Consider the following 19,925-nt stretch of genomic DNA (forward strand, 5'->3'; position numbering starts at 1 on the left):
TTTATACCTCAATCATTATGTGAAATCATTCCCGGTTGATTATTAAACGGATCTTTATCATCAAAGGATGTTTCAGGTTCAAAATTCTTTTGACTTTGATTTGATGGTAAAGGCCCATCACCATAATTTTTCATAAGATTATTTAATTCTTGATTGAAATTATGTGGTGTCTTAGGTTTTACCTCTATTGGAGTGAAATTGTCTTTCTTATCTTTATCCTCTAATTTAGATATTCGACCGTTTAATTTTTCCATAATAATATCTATATCCTTTGGGAATATAGGTGATAAAGCTTCTCGTTGTTCCTTAGCGTATTCTTTTAGTCGTTTTATTTTTTCCGTCTGAGATAGGTTTTCATTATGATAAATTGTATTAAATCCATTTTTCATCTTAACTATGGCATTATGTTTTATCTCCGCTGAAGATTCTGATCGTTTAGAATTAATATCTTTCTCTTTAGGCTCTTTCACTTTAGTAACTGAAACAGTTGGTTTAGAGTCTGTTTTTATATTAGATATCTTTTTTAAATCAGGGGATGAATCATAATCAGTCTCAATTTTATTATCATATCTTCCATTTCCACCATTTGGAGATTTAAATACAGAATTTTCAGCAGCTTCTTTTGCAGCTTCAATTGTAAGTTGATCGTCCGATATAGTTTCATCACGGTCTGGAGATTTGGAACTGGTTATTACATTTCCCTCAAGTTCAAAAGGATCTCCGCCTTCTTCTATTAGAGTGGTTTCGCTCTTTGAGCTTTCTATTTTGCCCGGAAGCTTTCCTACTCCAACTTTTTTTACCATTTCATCTTTTTCATCTTTGACTGTCTGAACATTGTTACTTGATTGTTCAGGCTTATTCTTTTCTATTTTACCGACTTTAAGATCCTCAATGATTTCCTTATCAATTTCATCATATTCTGCATTAGTATGTTGTGCTATGCGATTAAGTTCCTCATAGGCTTGTTTATCCTTCGGTTTGTTTAAGTCAAAGTTATTCTCATCATTCTCAATTTTTTCCATTGAGACTCTATGTACTTTAATACGGTCAAAGATCAGAGATTTATGGTCACCAGGAGTTCTTACAGCGATTGTAAACTTCTCTAGTCCCATAATTTCATCTGGTGTTATATTCGGCACTTCAGTAGTTTGCGAGCTAATTCTGGTTTGATTTTTAGTAGAGTTAGCAGCTAAGTCAATTTCTTGATTTTGCAACGATTCTTCAGTGACTTTATGTGTACCAAATAATGCTGATAAAGTCTCTGCATCTTCAGCTCCCATATCACCAAAAGTAGCTCGTGTTAACATGACAGAAAATACTGCTCGTAAATAGTCTGGTCCATTTTTTAGTGATAATTGAGCTGGAGACTGTGCAGCAATATTTAATGGCACATTATACTTTCTGGCCTGTGCAGCAAAATCAGTAAAGTCTGCAGTCAAATAATCAGGGAACTCATCCATATAAATTGGGAACATTGGATCAACATTGGCTTTACGTCTGAATGTAGCTGCTTGGATGGCCAAGATATAAATTTGTCCAAGCATCTTTGCCGAGATAGCACCTAAGGTATCTTTTGATGTATTACATAGTAAGATGTAGCCATTCTTCATAGCATCGTCTAGAGAAAAGTTACTTTTACCAAATAATACACGTCTTAAACCTCTCTTTTTAGACATTTCAATTAATTGGTTGATAAGACCAGTGATGTTTTCCCGTTGAGTATCTTGATATACTGGTTCTCCTGCATGTGGTCCAGATTGCTGAATTTTAACCCCATCTTTAAATTGCGGAGATATGATGTTGTTATCAAACCACGATAATGTTTCTGAACTAATCTTATATTTACTATCTAACTCTTTGATATTATTTTCTAACTTTTCTATTTCTTCTCGATTGCCGCCCTCTTGTTGTAATCTTTCAATCTTATCTCTAGTTTCCTCTAGCTTATCTTCCAAAATTGAAACATATTGTCGAAGTTCTTCTCTTTTTTCAACTACAACATATACGTCATTGTACATTTTTACTAGATCACCAAAAGTTGCAGCTTTACCTTCAATTATTGAGGCATATTTGAGCAGATATATATGTTGAGTAAAGTGCATTCTTTCTGTCTTTGAGAAGAAATCGTCTGCATTCTTTTTTAATCCAGTAATGATATCTGTCAAGGTTTGGTTAACAGCTTCAACTGGCCCATCCATTAAATTAAGGGATGGAGTTTGAGGATTTTCTGGGTCAAACCAAATTATTCTATCTTTGGGAACTCCCATACTAATCGCAATTTCATAAATATTTCTACATAGATCGTTGGTTGGCTCAATAACTCCAAATCCACTGAGGAAATTCTGTTGATCTCCGTACGGTTTATTCCAATCTTTATCAAGTGCTCTTTTTGGATATGTCCGCAAATAAAGAATAAATTTACGAACATCTTGAGACATTTGTGGGATAAACCAAGTAGATGTTTTACCTGCTCCAATAGGTCCAAAAATTACTGAATTTTGTCTTCTAGATGCCGGTGTTTGGTAGACATCGTCTCCTGTAATTAGAGACTCTCCTAAGACCATGTATGGCTCATTTTTTGATTTAGCTAGGTCTTTTTGAGATTTTCCGGATAACATATCATGCAATGGTTTATATCGAAATTCGTAAGATTTCATCCACTCTTGAATTCTAGCTTTAAATAAATCAGATAAGTGTTTAAAGCGTGCATGAAGATAGAAAACAGCTATAATAGCTGCACCGAATAACAATAATCGATTCACTATTGGATCTCCGGCTACTTTATCTGTCATTTTATACGTCCAGCCTTTCATGGATGGATGTAATCTTAAAAATTGTAAAAACGGCATAGCAATAAAGCAAAGTGGCACTGCTACAACACAACCTATAATGTAAGATACTTGCCAAAAAAAGTTTTGTAGATAATTCCAATTAATTTTGACTCGTTCATCTTCGTTCTTGTCTAATCGACGAGTAGTAAAAAGAATCATAAGCCAATTAATTAAGCTTGATCCTATCAGCAAAACTGCAAGAACAACCCACAATACAATATTTATAATTGTGAAATTCAAATTTGGAAATGGAACAAATACTTGAATACCACAAATAATCCACACAACAGTTGCTAAAATCCAAATAGTAATTCTTATGGAATCTAAAACTTCAATAGACTCTAGCAATGTCATGCCAGATAGATCTTCAGTAAATTCTTTCTCTTTATTTTTTAACCACTGATCTATCTTATCAATCATCTATAATCACCCTTTTCAATAAAAGATGATTAAAGTATAAAAAAATACGCCTAAATTAAGGCGTATTCCTCAAAACATTTAAAATAGGGGGATCCACTCTCCCTCTTCTGGTAACTTAATTTCATGTAATATTTTCACTTTGGGAGCAATGGTAATTTTTTTACCCATTTTATCAAAATCAGGTGTTACAGCGGCAGGAATTAGATGAACCTCTATTCCATTGTCTGTTTTTTCTGTTTCTTCTCTTTTTTCGTTTAACATACTATTTACCTACTTTCTAGGACTTTACAATCTTCTCATACATTGAATGTTTCTTATACTTCTACTAGTAAGTTATCACAAAAAAAGTTACCTAAACAAAAATGCACCCTAATTTTTATTCTCTCTCTGCTTGTTTTAAAAAATGAAAAAGCAGAAAATCTTTGGGCTAAACCCACTTTTTAAAAAAGATTTGTCGGGCAGTTTGTTGGGCAGTAACGATAGGACATCTTTTTACAGTTTCAAAACCAAAAGCTCTTTTAATTTGAGATTCAAACTGTTTCATTAAAGCAGATGCATTAGCTTCTTTTGATCCAAGAGCAATTAACATCACATATACATCATGAAGATACTCATCGTACATTTGTTGTATTTCGCTTATATCAGTTCTTCTTGGCACGTTCTTACCATCCTTTCTTAATAATCAAAAACGACAATTGATGAAATGGCAAAAACAAGCATTGATACAAAAGTAATTGCGGTAATAGCAATACTTGGAATCGTTGAATTTTTGTACCATGAATCTTCAATATTCTTTTGAAGCTTTTTCTTATATCCAATCATGAATAAGATTTCTAAAATATAGATTGCTCCTGAAATAACATAAATTTCTCGTCCAAATGAGGGACTTAGCGCTGGTAAAAATAGAGATGCTAACCCACCAAAACTCAGTCCAGTACAAACAAATAGATCGATTTTCCAATTACCTTCTACCCACTTAGTAAGTTCTTTTCGCTGAATAAATGCATTAATGCACATTTCAACCATCCATAAGGCATTTAAAAATGCGAATACTCCGCAAATATGATTAGACCAAAGATTGATATTAACCCATAACAAAGTTTGACTCATATACTTCTCTCCTAGATGTAGTTTATAAATTTTACAAGTATTACAAAGAGAACCAAATTCTCTCTGTAAAATACCTGCCAGCTTACTCCGATCGATAATCAAAGTAATTTATAAATCATAATTTATTATTTTTAAACCTACATTTGTGAATAGCTAAAAAAAGCAAAATAAAAGAAAAATAGGATCTTAGATGACCTAAAATCACTATTTTTCTTCTTCACTTAATTTAGTTTAGAGACTTTTTTGCTTTCAAACCCAAAGCAGCCATACTTGTTACTACAATTCCAGCAACTGTTGACGCAACTCGAGTACTATTAGAATCACCTGTTTGTGGCAAAGTAGCATTACTTGAAGTACTTACTGGAGTGCTGCTCACAGAACCAACTGTGGTACTTACTGGCGTTGTCTTAGCATTACCGCTACCTGAAGTAGAAACTGCTGCTACAGTACCAGTCTTTTTATCATTAGCTGCTGGATCTGTTGTAGCAGAGTTTGATGTATCTTTAGAATTTTTATCCTTACTATCAATAGTTGCAGATGCAGTACTATTGTTAGCTGTAGTCTTTGAAGGATCATTATCTACAACTGAACTGTTACCAGTATTATCGTTATTATTGTTGTCGTTATTTCCGTTGTTATTGTTGTTATTATTATTGTTGTTGTTATCTACAATAATGGTATGTCCGTCTGCAGTCTTAACTACAAAAGTTCCATTTCCTTTATCTTCAACTTCGGAAACTTTTTGGCCATTGTAGTAGTATTGACCATCTTTTAATTGAAGACCGAGGTTATTATCACTGTTTCCCTTAATGTTCTGTCCAATTTGTTCAACGTTGTTTGAAGGTGTACCATTTTCAGTTTGACCAGTACTTCCAGTATTGGCACCACCTGTTTTAGTTCCGTTTTGGCCATTATTTAAGTTGTTAGAATTGTTTGAGTTATTTCCATTGTTGTTATTATTGTTATTGTTATTATTATCAACAATAATAGTACGTCCATCTGCAGTTCTAACAACTAAAGTTCCATTACTTAACTTTTCAAGTTGAGCGGCTTTACCATTAAATAAATACTTGCCATCTTTTAATTGAACGCCAAGATTATTACCAACATTGCCTTCAATGTTTTGTCCAATTTGCTTAGTGGTAGTTGAAGGTGTACCATTTCCTGCTTTGCCTACAGTTCCCACATTAGTTCCATTGGTTGTTTTTGTTGCATTTTGATTATTGCGTAAATTGTTGGAATTATTTGAGTTATTTCCGTTGTTATTATTATTGTTATTGTTGTTATTGTTATCAATAATTAGAGTTGATCCGTTATCGCCATAGTAAATAATTGTCGAATCATCACTACCATTTTCTGTCCATCCAAGGGATGTCATTTTGTTGTTGTCTTTGTCGCCAGGATTGAATCTAGCTTCTGAAGAGTCTCCATATACACTTGCTGAGGTATTACTTGATGTTTTCCCATTGGTATTTTGTGCAATGGCCCAATCAGTTTGTGTATTATCTGTACCTGGTTCTTTTTCCCAGTCCTCTTTATGTTTCCAACTTGCAGCAGCTTCATCTGGATTCATATACTCGAATGCTTTAGAAATATGTTGGTTAGTATTAGTATCTAATGCTTGATCCCCTTGAATATCTCCGTAAGGATTTACATCTGCGTGAGCTGTGATATTTAATGATGGTGTTACTAAAGTTGTTGCTGCACCTGCTGATGCTAATAAAGCTCCCCCAGCAAGTGTGCCATTATTAGATAATTTCATTAATACTTCCTCTTTCTTAAAAAACTACCCAAATACGGGTTCAATTAGAAGTTTACGAAAATTATGTAATTTAAGGTTTAAAAGCTAACATCACCATAAATTTGATTCAGAGGTAATCTTTGTAACTGTTCTTTTCACGAAAAAAGCGGTCAAGTAGACCAAATCGTTTGATTTTATAGTGTTTTACAGTGTTTTGAATGTTTAAACTCTGGTATTTTCTATTTTATATGTTTTTATAGTGTTTTACTTTTGGGGGGCATTTTTGGGGCCAGAGTTTACAAAATCAAAAAAGCTTATATACTTGTATTAAAGGTTAACAAATATATAAGCTTTGTCGTTGTCACTAGTTCTTGCCACTAGTGGCTTTTTTGTTTCAAATTAGTCGTCTACTTCATAGCTAGTGGGAACGATCACATGATTTTTAAAGTCGATATAAATTTTATTTTCAAGAGCTAAGTCTTTAAGCTGCGTAATGTTTTTTAGGTCAATCACTGCTAATAAATCTTCATCTCTATAATCCAACTCATGTTTTTCTTTCCAGATTTCTGCCTTAATCCATTCAACCCCAATTTTATCTAAAGCTGTCATTAATCTCTCGTCATTTTCGTAATCGGTATGCCGACCAAATTTTAGCGTATTGACTACTGCGTATTTCATATTTTTATTTCTCCCTTAATGTTCCTATCTATAAGTCCAAGTGTCTTCTATAGTTTAAAGTAAATCTGTTAAAAAGGACAAAAATGTTTACAACTTCATCATCTTCGCCTTTTATTCCTCTAATGTCTCTTGAACCTGCATTTTTAAGTGTATACTCCCCTTGAATGCTTAGAATCTTTTTAATTTTATCAAACAGCCCTTTAAGTTGGTCTTTTGTAACACTATTTTGATTTAATGACCGCAACCATTCTACGATAGCTTGATTTAAATGATAATCTAACTCGTCTAAATTTCTATTAGCTATTCGGATGTCATCAGATCCCCTCAATTTATTAAGCTCATTTATAAATACCCAATAATCTTTACGAATTATTTTTATAGTAGAGATCATCTTTTGAAGCATTTGAGACCAAGTAGAATCGATAAACATATATGTAGGGATCATCATTGTTTGATTGTATTCAGCATCAGGAAGCTGAGACATTGGCTTTCCGTCACTTATCAAATTGCTACTTCTTAACTTAATGACAGATGTTGAAACGTTTTTTATTTCTGCAATTTTCATTAGCCACTTTATGATGCCCGGTAAGGTCTTACAATTGTTCTCACTTGGAATAATTTTATCAAAATCCAACCACATTTTTCTTTCGAGCTGGTCTAAAGATACTGGGGCTGAATAGTAACTTTGAGAAATCTTGTTATAAATCCATATAGCCATAGGTTCATTAAATGAATCAGTATTACTGAATCCTTTTAATCCGGCTACATAGATGGTAGGAGTATTGTTTTTCCATTCAATATGAAAAAGTCGATCACTTAATGTATACAAAAAACTAATGGACTCTTGTGATATATCTGATATTGAATTTAAGTAATCTATATACTTCCCCATGTCATCAAATTCCCAAATAGGTCTCTCTAATCTATAGTCACCTTTATAAGTATTTAAGACTAAGTTCAGCATTAATGTTTGAAATAAATCTTGTCCTTCAATATAAATTGAGTTTAGTTTATAAAACCAGCCTGCTGAAATCGATTCTTTAGTAGCCTTGATTTTATCAGAAACACCAGCTGCATTTTCATACGTAATAATCCATCTAATAAGCTCATCAAGACTAGTTTCATCTTTTTGCTTGTTAGACTTTGGAGAAAAGATAGCCGGACTGTTGTTACTTTCAGAAATATTACGATTTATTTGTCTAACACTTACGCTACCAGTAGTTTTCCTTACATCTATCTTTTTATTAACTAACTTATTATAAGTTTTAAGATCTACTTGGTATAAATGACTAAAATCAAATTTACTTTTATTAGTTAATAAATATTTTTTTACGGCATTAGAAAATTTGCTATTTGCATACAATTTTTTCCATGTAGCAAGCAAATCGGCTGAAATACTTTCCTGATTATTAAAATCAGTAGCTTGTAAAGTTTCATCTACTTTAATCCAAGAATAAGGCTTGTCTCCACTATCTAAGCGTGAATATACAGTGGTTAAGACGGCTTCTAGAAAGCGTAAAATAATTGCATCTTGAGTAGGCATTTCACCTGCCAGAGATCTATAGTTAGCAGCATTTTCAAAAACACTCAGCATTGAAACAGTTTGCGTTTTTCCTTTTGCATCTAGAACCTTAATCCAAGGATCAGTTACTAAATTAAATTCTTGTTTGTCCATAATTTTCACCTAAAATTGATTTATCTCATCATATAATTTTGCTAGTTTATATACAGTAACCCACGCTGAATTTACTAATTTTGATGGTTTTACAACAAAAGAACGAATTGTAGTGTAAGGAATGTTGGTTCGAGCCGCTACATCTTTTAATTTTATCTTTCGATTAGTAAGCAAAGTTATAGCTTTTTCCAACTCATTCATTTCGTTTGAACTTTCATAATCAGAAATAAATTCTTGTTTTTTAGCATCTTCTAACATAGTCTTTACATCATCGTCTGCTAGATCTTGAAAATTAATTAGTTCTCGGCTATTAAGGTCTTGATTGTTTAAAACCACATTTTCCGCCAATAATTTGTAAGCTTTATCTATATCATCAGGATCACATTCAAATGAGTAGTATGAAGATCCATTTTTTAATTTTGCTTTGTTTCCTTCGAAAATTCTATAATACATTTTTCCCTTGCTATAAATCTATTGTCTTGATAATATGAAAAACGGCGATGAGTTTACCCACCGCCATTCCTTACGAGCTAGCCTTATTTATTAAGGCTAGCTTTTTTATTTTCTAATTTCATAATCAGAAATAAATCTTTGTTTTTCTGCATCTTTAAGCATCATTTCAACATCGTCATCAGCCAAGTTTTGAAAATCAACTAAATCATCATCGTTTTTCAAGATAATATTTTCTGCCAGGATATCGTAAGCTGCATCAACGTCATCTGGTTCACACTCAAAATCATAGTAGTTAATTCCATTTTCCAAACTTGCTTTGTTACCTGCGTAAATTCTGTATTCCATTTTGTTTACCTCTATTTCTTTTATTTTTCCTTACAACTATATAATACCATCTTTTTGATAAAATAAAATACATTTTAACAAAATAATCTACAATTTGATAAAATAATATCAATAGATTATAAAATAAAAAAGCCACTCCAGAGAACTTAATCTCCAGAGTAACTTTTATAATGTTTTACTTTTAACAATCATTATGGTGGTCAAAATTTACAAAACTAAATAAAGCTTATATACTTGGTAAGCTTTATTTAGTTTTAAATGTCGGGCAAAGAAAGCCCTAGACTTTAGTCTGGGGATGAATTTGCCCATTTTTTCTGTGTGATTTTGTTTTTCTCTTCTTGTTAATCAGGAGAAGTTTGGATCAATTCCCACAATTTTTCCTGTTAAACTATCAACAGTTCCAATTAGATTTATAGTAGATTTGTTGTAGCCAGTTGGGTGGAAAGTTAATTGAATCGAAAATGTGTAATTATCATCATTGTTAACATGAGCTGGAACAAGATCTAGAGAATCAATTGTATAGTTAGTTCCCTCAGATGGTGTTGTTTTTAGAGTCTCTTTATCAGTAGAAGAAGTTGAGTAATTGATTAACTTTGCCAAGCTATCATACGATGTAGAATCTTTGAAAAGCGAATCAAGACTGTCTTTTTTATCTGTAGATAGTTTTTCACTATCAGAAAGCTCTTCACCTTTTGAAATATCTGCAGGTCCAATTGATTCTATTACAAGAGTAAGTCCCCTACGGAGGTTTGAAACTGCAAAATCAGAAGATATTTTTGCTTGTGTTGTTGTTCGTGAAGAAGCTTTAGGAAACTTAATTAGCTTTTTCTTTCTTTCCATTGATTGTTTCTTAGCCAATTCTTCTTCCCTAATAACTTGATTTTCACGATAGTTTTGATATGCAAAAAATCCACCTACAATAAGTACGATTAGCATGGTGCCTAATACAACTTTTTTCACTATTTTTTCCTTTCTAATTCCTTGAAATTCAATACTATCTACCCTAAAATGTTAAGGGTATAGTCAAAAGATCCTAAGACTATCATTTGATCGTATTGCCTGTTAGCTAGGATACAAGACTATACCTTCTTTTATGATGTTTGATTATATATATAAAAAAAGGTCGTCATTTGACGGCCTTTTTTGTTTGAATTTAAATCATATTAAAACATACTTTATTATACTTTAATATGCTTTTGTTAAAATACGCACACAAAATATGTATATTAATCTAATTAATTCATATTAATTAGGTATAAAATATTATTTTATTATAACACAAGCATATTTTATACATACTATTAAAATGGCTTAGCAACAGTATTTTTAGCTTAATTCAATGGCTACTTTTCTATTAGGATTAAAGTTTGCACTGCTTTCATCTAGCTTCAATACACATAATTGTTTGTGTAAGTTGTTTAGTTCTACTCCGACACTAAAATAAATATTATCAGAGTCTAATTTCAAAAATGTCTGACTAATACGTGTGAATTTTTCGATGTCACCAGATGTCAATGTGTTTTCACAAATATGGTTAGCAATTCCAGGCAAAACAGCTTTAATTAGTTCCAGATTTCTTTTGGACATTTTAAGTACGACTGGTTCATCCAATTTTTAATTCCCTCCTTTCTTTTAATTTTTAAATAATCTAATCTTCGTTATTAAGCATTAATGTATCAATAAGGTTTTTAGGCTCTTTGGCAGCTCTATTAACTTTTTCAGGTTGAGGATTTACATGGTCAGATGGTGCATCCCCAGCAGGCTTATTAACAACATTCTCTAAATCTGCAACAGCACGACTAAATTCATCACTACCAGCACGATAAATAAAGGCTGTATCTAAGTTATCGTGATCGAAAGTACCTCTCTTAAGCGGAGTATCAACAACAAAGTAACCAGGAATAGGTTTAGCTTCCACTTGGTATTCCTCTTGGTAGTGACCCTTAATAACATCAGGGGAGAGAAGAGTTTCTCCTTGAGTAGATAGGTAGCGTACTGTTAAAGTCCGTTCTTCAGGACGGTAAATAATTGGCACTGTGCGTTCGCCTAATTCAAAGTTCAAACTAATTTGAGAACCATTAATTGGAGTGTAGCCAGTAATTCTAGGAACATCCAAAACTTGTTTTTGATGGTATTTACCAAGCACTTGACGTTGAACCCCATTAAGAGGTTGGCCATCTTCGGTCTGAGCAATCAGATTTACAGTAACTGGCTTAGGTACAACAGGCACTTTGTAAACATGGGAACCATTTAAAACAATCTTTGTAAATTCCATACCAGGTGGCAAGATAAAGCCCTTAGGTAGAGCTTTGTAAACTTCAATGGTATCACCAAAGTTTCCGGTAGCTTCTTGCATTCCACCAACTAAAGCATCATTACTGTCAACAAAATGGATTAAGTATTGTTCAGAATCAACTTGGTAAACAAGTTCAATATCCTTCACGACATCTCTGAAAATACCAGAAATTACTTTCTTGTCATTGTGGTGGCCAAGTAACTTAGGAACAGTGTATTCATATTTCTCGCCAATGTAGCCATGAATAACAGTATCTTCAAAAGGAGTCTGACCGTTTAATGAACCACCAGAAATAATAGTTCTGATGTTAACAGTAGCAGTAAGAGGAAGATATTTAATTTTGAACTGTTTTTTATCATAATCAGCTTTAATATGACCATTAACAGCGGTATTTTCAGCATAGTAACCAGAAATAGAAGGTAACTGAGCGCTAAAGGATTGGCCAACTAAGCCTTTAACAACTTGATGGTATTTCTTACCTAAGTCCTTATCGAATTGATCGACCGGTACTAATTCAAAAGAAACATATTCAGGTTGGTATAATAAGTCAATATCAACATGGGATGCTCCAAATGAACTATCTAAAGGAACGCTAGAAGATTTAAATTGGTAGCCTTGAATTTCTTCTGGCTTATAGTTGATTGAGTTACCAAAGTAGCCTTCAATTACTTCGTTCTTTTTAAGAGTGTTGTAAGTAGTATCGTAAAAATGCAAAATCACTTGAGATTTATAAGGTTCATATTTAAAAGTTACAATGACATCTTTACTTGGGACAATACCACTAGCATTTTCAGGAAGTTCTTTTAATTTATAACCTTCAATAATTTCTGGATCGATTTCATAAGAAGAACCTACAACTGCGGTATACTTTTCTTCTTTGAATTCAGGAATGGTCTTTTTAGTAAGGCTATCAATATAGCGAACTACGATATTAACAGAGTTAGGAATATATCTAACAATGATTTGTTTTTCTACATCAGTAAAGGTACCAGTTATCTCATTCTTAGTTTTCTTATAACCAGCAATATCAGGTAACTCAATCTTATATTTATCTCCCCATTTACCTTTCTTGATAATAGGTTTCACTGTTTCGATAACTCTACCAGCTTCATCTTCAATGAAGAGTTTAATCTTACAGTCAATAGGGGTATAAACGATATCAATATCTTTAGAATTAGTAGTAAACGTACCGCTTAATTCAGTTTGAGAAGCCTTATATCCGGCAATAACAGGTACAGTTTGGTTATATTCACTGTTAACTACACCAGATACTTCAATTGCTTTACCAGCGCTCTTACTATGATTATTATCAAACCATAAATTGATCTTGAATTTTACTTCAGCTTTTTTAAAGCGAAGGACAACTTTTTCTTCAGCATGTGAGTACACTCCGCTTAATTTCTTAGGATTGCTGGTAAGTTCATAACCATCAATTTTAGGTAGGGTAATGTTATAAGCACCTTTATAATGACCATCTTCAAAGCTGAGCGGCTTATGAATTTCATTACCACTTTCATCTAAGAAGGTAACTTGTAATTTAGTTTTAATAGGGATGAATTTGATAATTACATCAGGTGTATTTTCTTTAAAGATACCAGTAGCATTTTGTGGCAAATTACCTAATTCATAGCCATAAAAAGTACGTTCTTTAGGATTGACTTCATATTTTTGACCTGTCTTACCATGCTTAATGATTTCGCCTAAAATTTCACCAGATTCAGTTTCATAAACAATATGAATAGCTTGTTTAGACGCACCGTAAACAATATTGAGCTTGCCATCTTGAGCTGGTGCTGTGTAAGAACGTTGTTTATAAACATAATAACCGGAGACGATAGGGAAGTTCTTTGGATCTACATTTTCTCCTGCATTCACACGAATATCTTTATGCTGTGCATTTGGAATTTCTTTTAGATCCTCACTAACTGGAACTAAGGTAACTTTAACCTTTTTCTGGATATAGTTTAAAACGACATGTTGAGTCTTTTCAGTAAAAGTAATATCTGGAAGCTTATCCTTTAACTTGTAGCCTTTGATTACTGGGATTTTAGTGGTGTCGAATTTTTCACCAAATTTACCAGTAAAGGTAATATCATTTCTAATAGTCTTTTTATCAGCCTTAAAGCTAATAATTAGTGGCTGCGAAATATGAATTGCTACTTCTTTTTTACTATCCTTAGCTTTTTCATCTTTCTTATATTCTACAAGGTTCTCTTTTTTCCCTTGAGCATTTAATACTACTGGTGCTAGGGATCCTTTTTCAGTCTCTTGTTTTTCATTCTTCTCTTTTTCTTTAACATCAGCTTTAACTTCAGTTTTCACAAGAGATTCTTTTTCATCCGTTGCAGCTTGTGATTCATTTGGATCTTTGACATCTTTTATATCTTTTAGATCATTTGAGTCTTTCTTTGTTTCTTTTTTCCTTGGTTCTAAAAAATCAAATAAAGCCATAAAAATTTCTCCTTTTTATTTTTATTTATTACAGCTCTAATTTTGTCAGCTTATGAGAATTTTATAGAAAAGCTCAAATTTTACAAAAAATAAAAAAATACTGCGTATTTTACTTGCCGTTGCTATTCGCTTCTAACGATAATTTGGTTTTCTTTTGAAATTATGTCGTTTTATCTCTCTTTGTTATAGTCTTTCTTATTGAAGAAAGGGGGGAAAGGCTATTTTCGTTAGACCTATTTTTAACGAAATTTGCCAATTATGTTACCAATAGACCAGAAATTACTTGTTCCGATACTTTGCGTATTTTTTATTATCATTGTCATTCTGGCAGTATCACACTATTTTAGTTATAAAGAACTTTCAAGAGCTATTAGTAGGAGAGATTCGATTCAGATTAATGCTCCAGTTAAACTAAGTTGGGATTCCAATATAAAAAAGGGGGTATTATCTATTGAATTAAGTACATCTGAAATACTCACTATGCTCATTTCTAAGGAAGACCTCAAGTCTCTTAATGAAGACGCTAATTCAATCCTAAATAACAACAAGAAGCATGATTCCTTAGATATATTAAAAGGAATTCCCGGACAAAAAAGAACGCTGAAGAATTCAGATACGATTACTATCTCTGCTAAATTGTATAAGCAGCTTATAGAGGAAAATAAAAAATTAAAATTAAGAGAAAGATCTCGTGTAGCAAAAAAGCAGTGTTAGAAACACTGCTTTTCTTATTTTTCAAGAGATAATCAATTATCTTATCATAATTGATTATTTTCGAGAATTTATAACTGCCCATAAACATATAGTAGTAACTATAAATAAAATTGTTCCTCCACTAGTAAATATTCTAACGAATGACAAGATAAATATTAAAAAAGTAATTGTTATTCCGCCGCCAAGAAAGATCAACAAAAAATTATTGATATAAAGGCTCATACTTGTGTCTTTTTTCTTAAAAAAAAACTTTGTGTGAAATATGCTTGGCGCTAGAATAGGAATAGTAATTGAACAAAATAGTAAAACTAAATACTCTAAGGCATGTACTTTAAAAAATAGCAATAAATCCATAGTTGTTTTTCATCTTAGAAAGCAATGATCTCTAAATAGTTTGCATGTTCTTTCTTACTTTTTCCATTTAGAGGGATGCATTACCATCTAGCTTTTTCCTTTCCAACTTAAACAAACATCAAAATTATCGAAATCAAGAAAAGTAGAGAGAAGGCAACGACAATTGCAATGCCGCCCCACATGATAAATTTCTTAGTTGACTTCGATACTTCACTTTTTGTCCGTTTTTGTTTTTTCTTATGGTAGCGACTCCTTCTACTTGTATTCGTATCTTCTGACTTAGTGAGTATTTTGTTTTCTTCATCCCTACTTAATACTTGGATCTTGAACGTTTTAAAAGCCATATTTTGATATTGATCGAATACACTTACTGTAACTGTATATAAACCGGGTTTGTTAAAGTCGATTTTATCAAGATTACTAATTACTTTATTAGTCAAAATGGTTCTATCGTAGTAGTCACAAGCATATATATTAATCAATTGACTCAACTCATAAGGTTCTTTGATGTCAGTCTGTTCTACATATACTTTTATATCGTCATTTTTCTGCCCCTGCCCATTTCCATCTTTGGCTTCAATCATTAATATGGGTTCATGAGTTTTAATTTCCATGTTAGAAGACATTTACGTGATCCTTTCTATTTCTTTGTCTTAAGAATAATTGATAATTAGTGAAAATACTGTAATGCTTAACTAACAATAAAAAAGACAGCTTTATATCTTCTTTGGCTTCACGATAAAAAGGAAGTTAGGTTTAATTGATTTAAATATAAAAAAGTACGTTTTACTTCCTATACGGATATAAAACAGAGTGTTTTAAATACACTGAAAAAATAATATTGAAAATTTGAAAACACGCTAAATTAGATCTAACTTTCTGTTTAACAAACTATAACTTAATAAAAAAATGTTCTTCTAAAAAGCTAATATGGTAAAACTAACGTTTTATCTCCAGTGCGGTAGCTAAAGAGAGTCTTTTTATAGCTGTGAAAAAATAAAAATGCGAAGATTTCAGGTTTCTCATAATAATTAAGAAAAAGAAGTAAGATTATTCTCAATTAAACTAGAGAGGAAATGAGGAAATCTAAAATATGCAATTTATTAAAAAGATAGGTAGCTGGATTATCCCGATTATTGTGGGTATTGTGACAGTCTTGCTTCTAAGACAATACGTTGTTCAGCCGGTTAGCGTATCAGGTCCTTCAATGTATCCTAATTTAGAAAATGGTGAAAAAGTATTTTGTTTTAAGCCATTGCCAATTAAAAGGGGATCTGTAATAGTCTTTGATGCACTCGGAGTTGACCCTTCGGTTACGCAAACAAAAATGTATGTTAAGCGAGTAATTGGGATGCCAGGCGATAAAGTAGAGTTTAAAGATAATGCTATTTATGTTAACGATAAAAAAATTAATCAAAGTTATATCTCTGACCAGCAGCAAAGTGCTGGAACTGATAGCAAAACCATTAAATCTAACAACTGGACCTTGATGTCTCTGTATAATGCAGCCCAAAAACTTAATTTAGTATCAAATGCTGATGGTTGGTCTAAACAACCAGTTGGTAACAGAGTACCCAAAAATACATACTTTGTATTAGGTGATAATAGAGAAGTATCTAACGATTCTCGCACTATTGGTTTTGTCCCTAAAGATAATATTCAGGGGGTTGTAAAAGTACCATTTTGGGCTAAAAATAGAGAACGAATAAATTACATTAATAACCAATGGAAGTTGGAAGAAAACTAACTAAAAAAGGCTTAGACAACCTGTCTAAGCCTTTTTTTCTTCTATAAGATCCGCTATATCAGTAGCTTTTTTATTCAAATTTTTAGCTGGAACAAACTTTATTCTTCGATAATTATGATTAAATTTGCCACTAGCTATGTTTTTTATATTTTTAAGATTTGTTATTGCTCTTTCACTAGACACATTTTTAAAAGTACCTAGATTTCGAATAACTACGCTATTCCCCATAGCCAAATTGTCTTCAATAAGTTGATTATACGTGTTAATGACATCTTTAACTACAGTTTGTTTATATCCAGAGACTGAGGAAATATCTTTAATGAGATCTCTTCCATAGATGTGTGTTATACCGTTAACTGTTCTCATAAAATCACCCTATCGTTATTTTAAATGTTCTTATGACTACTGTACAAATATTTCGATCAAACGGTATTGTTATTATCTCATGAAGAAGAAAGATTTATTTTTTGCTTAAGAAAAGGAAAAAACGTATAATGTATTATATGAGAGAATATTTATTATATAATATTTTGAGGTGTGTAGTATGTCCGACTTATTATTAAATTTTATTGCTGAATCTGCGTCTAGCTTTTCGGCTGAAAATATAAGTATGATTAGCGAAGTAGCAAAATATGTTAAAGATGAAGGAAAAGAGAAGGAAATTAAGAATGCTATTGAAACAGCAAAACAACTAAATGAGGAAAGACTTAACGAAAAAACTACGCTAAAAATTCAATCTTTGTTCATAGAATTGATTGACGATGTTAACGTTAAGGATGAGCTGTATAAACTTTCAGAAAGGATTATTATCGATCAACCCTATGATTAGCATTAAAGAACAAACAGAAAACATTTCTAAGATGTTGGCAGAATTTAAAGCTAATAATATTTCTTTTGAAGATCTAGTTACATCTTATAAAATTTCACTTTCTACAGTTGTAAAACTCTCTCGGCAACCCGAAAGATTTATAACTACGAATTGGCAGATAGCTAACATTCTATTCAATCTTTATGAAGCATATGTCTATCTGACAAAGAGGGGACAATCATTATCATTAACTGAATTACGTCAATCTGTTCCAAACAAAGTGTTCTTTATTAGAGAAGCAGAAAATTTATTTCGACTCGATTTTCCTTTATCTAAAATTGCAGCTTTGACAAATATTCCATATTCCACCTTGCATAGATATAAGCAAAAACCAGAACTTCTAAAATCTACAAGCTGGATTACGGTTTACGAGCTTGCTGAACTTTATACTCTAGTAAAAGCTCTTAAACATGCAGAACAACAAGCTTTTAATGAATACAAGCATAAAATAAATGATTTTATACATACAAAATAATATTAATTGCATATTATGTATGTAAAGAAACGTATTTTTATACACATAAAATATGTTTATAACATACTAAAACATACTACTTAAAAATAAATAAAAGACAGCCAGGAATTGGCTGTCTTTTTTAGATGATTCCATCAAATCGATCAGTTACGTTAGTTTTACGATTCTTATATTCATTTGTTTGCGAATAGAGGATATTAGGTAATTCTAACCTCAAGTTATCTAAGAGGTTATCACTTAAAACAGAGTCCTCATCGACCACATCATAAATATATTGATTGATATCAAAAATTTTGTTATTGACACTCAATTTATTTATTTCAGCTTCATTAGGAGCTTTAAATTTTTTCATGACATCCTCTACGTTATTAGTCACACGATCATGAGTAGACAAGAATTCTTTTACTTTGAGAGCAAAATCCTTTACTTGCTTTTTCAAGAGTAGGATTTCTAATTCTACTAAGTCTTGAATATCACTTTTTTCTAGTTGTCCATCTCGATTAAGGCGCTCATACAAAAGTACTAAACTTTCTACAGCCTGAGTCTTATAGGACGAAACTTTCTTCAAGCTTATACGTTGGTATGTACTCTTTTTGCTAGTAGGGGCTTTATCTAAAAAATAGGACGTTGACTGCTTATTCTCATAAAGCTTTTTAGTAGTTCCTAATTTAATACCCTTGTATCGATCGATGGCTTTAAATCTATCTTCTTTGCTTAAAAATTTGTTCGTTTTAATGTAATAAATCGCAATAGTTTGTTCTAAAAGGTCATTAATACTAATATCTCTTTGTGTATTGTTTTCGGGGCTCCACGTAAACTTATACTTGTCTAGTTTTCGTCCACGAACCCCACCACCTTTTTTATATATCTTTTGAATTCTAAAGTCTTTAAATACAGCAGAAAGCTCTTGACTCACGGGCTTTAAAATTTTTTGATCAATGTTACCTGGTGCGTAAGACTCGGGAACGGTAAATAATTCTCTGAATTCCTCAATAGTATAACTGCGAGTTCCTACAGTTCTATACTGCTTCAAACTTCTGTAAAGCCGCTTAGAATACATCGATTTTAAGTGAGTGTATTGGAGAAGCGAAAATCGTGTCCAGCGATCAAGCCCATTAAAGAGTTTAGCAAAAGCACTGTTAACTTGAATTTTAGCTTCAAATGACGATAAATTAACTTGAGCTAAGTTAAACACATGTTGTCTTGTTAAGATATCATCGCCATCATCATTTTTTTCCAACGTCCGCTCTTGAATATTTAGAAACTTAGCAAAAGCCTGATCTATTTTCTGAGCATATGCCTTAGACGAAATATGTTTGTCGTAATTTAGTAAGCTTTTCATTTCCATAGTATCAAAGGATAATATTCTGGTTCCTTTGTCATGAAACTGTGCAATACAAGCGATAAACAAATTATTCTCGAATTCCGTAAAAGTATCAATCACTGCAAATAAATGATTATCATTAACAGAATTAGAAAATTTTACCAGTGGCATTAGTTTAATTTTATCTTCTGTCTTATTGTTTTTAGCTGTCATGGTATCACTTCCAAATATAAATTTAATTTAATTATATCCCAAAGGGTAATAAAAACAACCTCTTGATATGCGAGGTTGCTTTTTTAATTAATTAAATAAAACGGAATACATACTATTTCAACTTCAAAATAACATCTTTCCATGAATACAATATCAAAAAAATAAAATTATTCACAAACATGAAAGCATTTAAACTTTTGTTTACACAACATATAGTAGTGCAAACAAAA

The 19,925-nt window shown here is 31.9% G+C and carries 19 protein-coding genes; 4 read left to right on the plus strand and 15 right to left on the minus strand.

Annotated features, from left to right (window positions below):
* Positions 1-8: 8 nt before the first annotated feature.
* From H1A07_RS09335 to H1A07_RS09390, 12 genes are all read right to left on the minus strand, one after another.
* Positions 9-3,251, minus strand: a complete 3,243-nt coding sequence (locus tag H1A07_RS09335; protein ID WP_210145654.1) for a type IV secretory system conjugative DNA transfer family protein — start codon at positions 3,249-3,251, stop codon at positions 9-11.
* Between the two features lie 78 nt (positions 3,252-3,329).
* Positions 3,330-3,512 carry a hypothetical protein gene (locus H1A07_RS09340; protein ID WP_210145656.1) on the minus strand — a complete coding sequence of 61 codons (183 nt, stop codon included), beginning with the start codon at positions 3,510-3,512 and terminating at the stop codon, positions 3,330-3,332.
* 166 nt (positions 3,513-3,678) lie between these two features.
* Positions 3,679-3,909: a hypothetical protein gene (locus H1A07_RS09345; RefSeq protein ID WP_210145658.1), complete on the minus strand. Its 231-nt coding sequence runs from the start codon at positions 3,907-3,909 to the stop codon at positions 3,679-3,681.
* A gap of 17 nt (positions 3,910-3,926) precedes the next feature.
* Positions 3,927-4,361, minus strand: a complete 435-nt coding sequence (locus H1A07_RS09350) for a hypothetical protein (RefSeq protein WP_210145660.1) — start codon at positions 4,359-4,361, stop codon at positions 3,927-3,929.
* A gap of 226 nt (positions 4,362-4,587) precedes the next feature.
* Positions 4,588-6,123 carry a hypothetical protein gene (locus H1A07_RS09355; protein WP_210145662.1) on the minus strand — a complete coding sequence of 512 codons (1,536 nt, stop codon included), beginning with the start codon at positions 6,121-6,123 and terminating at the stop codon, positions 4,588-4,590.
* A gap of 378 nt (positions 6,124-6,501) precedes the next feature.
* Positions 6,502-6,780 (minus strand): hypothetical protein, encoded by a 279-nt coding sequence (locus H1A07_RS09360; protein WP_244974199.1) that lies wholly within the window; start codon positions 6,778-6,780, stop codon positions 6,502-6,504.
* A 28-nt stretch (positions 6,781-6,808) separates the two neighbouring features.
* Positions 6,809-8,455, minus strand: a complete 1,647-nt coding sequence (locus H1A07_RS09365; protein WP_210145665.1) for a type I-E CRISPR-associated protein Cse1/CasA — start codon at positions 8,453-8,455, stop codon at positions 6,809-6,811.
* Positions 8,456-8,464: 9 nt separating this feature from the next.
* Positions 8,465-8,908, minus strand: coding sequence for a hypothetical protein (locus tag H1A07_RS09370; protein WP_210145667.1), 444 nt, complete (start codon positions 8,906-8,908; stop codon positions 8,465-8,467).
* Positions 8,909-9,013: 105 nt separating this feature from the next.
* Positions 9,014-9,253 carry a hypothetical protein gene (locus H1A07_RS09375; protein ID WP_210145670.1) on the minus strand — a complete coding sequence of 80 codons (240 nt, stop codon included), beginning with the start codon at positions 9,251-9,253 and terminating at the stop codon, positions 9,014-9,016.
* Positions 9,254-9,598: 345 nt separating this feature from the next.
* Positions 9,599-10,213, minus strand: a complete 615-nt coding sequence (locus tag H1A07_RS09380) for a hypothetical protein (RefSeq protein WP_210145671.1) — start codon at positions 10,211-10,213, stop codon at positions 9,599-9,601.
* A 366-nt stretch (positions 10,214-10,579) separates the two neighbouring features.
* Positions 10,580-10,864, minus strand: a complete 285-nt coding sequence (locus tag H1A07_RS09385; protein ID WP_210145673.1) for a hypothetical protein — start codon at positions 10,862-10,864, stop codon at positions 10,580-10,582.
* 37 nt (positions 10,865-10,901) lie between these two features.
* On the minus strand, positions 10,902-14,000 hold the full coding sequence (locus H1A07_RS09390) for a MucBP domain-containing protein (protein WP_210145676.1): 3,099 nt from the start codon (positions 13,998-14,000) through the stop codon (positions 10,902-10,904).
* Between the two features lie 258 nt (positions 14,001-14,258).
* On the opposite strand from H1A07_RS09390, the gene H1A07_RS09395 reads away from it, so the two are divergent.
* Positions 14,259-14,714 (plus strand): hypothetical protein, encoded by a 456-nt coding sequence (locus tag H1A07_RS09395; RefSeq protein ID WP_210145678.1) that lies wholly within the window; start codon positions 14,259-14,261, stop codon positions 14,712-14,714.
* Positions 14,715-15,175: 461 nt separating this feature from the next.
* On the opposite strand, the gene H1A07_RS09400 is transcribed toward H1A07_RS09395, so the two are convergent.
* Positions 15,176-15,694 (minus strand): PKD domain-containing protein, encoded by a 519-nt coding sequence (locus tag H1A07_RS09400; RefSeq protein ID WP_210145681.1) that lies wholly within the window; start codon positions 15,692-15,694, stop codon positions 15,176-15,178.
* Between the two features lie 467 nt (positions 15,695-16,161).
* Between H1A07_RS09400 and lepB the strand changes: the two genes are divergently transcribed.
* On the plus strand, positions 16,162-16,815 hold the full coding sequence (gene lepB, locus H1A07_RS09405; protein WP_210145685.1) for a signal peptidase I: 654 nt from the start codon (positions 16,162-16,164) through the stop codon (positions 16,813-16,815).
* A gap of 24 nt (positions 16,816-16,839) precedes the next feature.
* Here the strand turns inward: lepB and H1A07_RS09410 are convergent, their stop codons facing one another.
* Positions 16,840-17,181: an HU family DNA-binding protein gene (locus tag H1A07_RS09410; RefSeq protein WP_210145687.1), complete on the minus strand. Its 342-nt coding sequence runs from the start codon at positions 17,179-17,181 to the stop codon at positions 16,840-16,842.
* Positions 17,182-17,359: 178 nt separating this feature from the next.
* On the opposite strand from H1A07_RS09410, the gene H1A07_RS09415 reads away from it, so the two are divergent.
* Both H1A07_RS09415 and H1A07_RS09420 read left to right on the plus strand, forming a co-directional pair.
* Positions 17,360-17,644, plus strand: coding sequence for a hypothetical protein (locus H1A07_RS09415; protein ID WP_210145690.1), 285 nt, complete (start codon positions 17,360-17,362; stop codon positions 17,642-17,644).
* A gap of 31 nt (positions 17,645-17,675) precedes the next feature.
* Positions 17,676-18,158: a hypothetical protein gene (locus H1A07_RS09420; protein WP_210145692.1), complete on the plus strand. Its 483-nt coding sequence runs from the start codon at positions 17,676-17,678 to the stop codon at positions 18,156-18,158.
* A gap of 121 nt (positions 18,159-18,279) precedes the next feature.
* Here H1A07_RS09420 and H1A07_RS09425 read toward each other — a convergent pair whose 3' ends face one another.
* Entirely contained in the window at positions 18,280-19,695 is a 1,416-nt protein-coding gene (locus H1A07_RS09425) for a replication initiation protein (protein WP_210145694.1), read from the minus strand.
* Positions 19,696-19,925: the final 230 nt, after the last annotated feature.

Source organism: Lactobacillus taiwanensis, from assembly GCF_017894345.1.
Lineage (GTDB): Bacteria > Bacillota > Bacilli > Lactobacillales > Lactobacillaceae > Lactobacillus > Lactobacillus taiwanensis.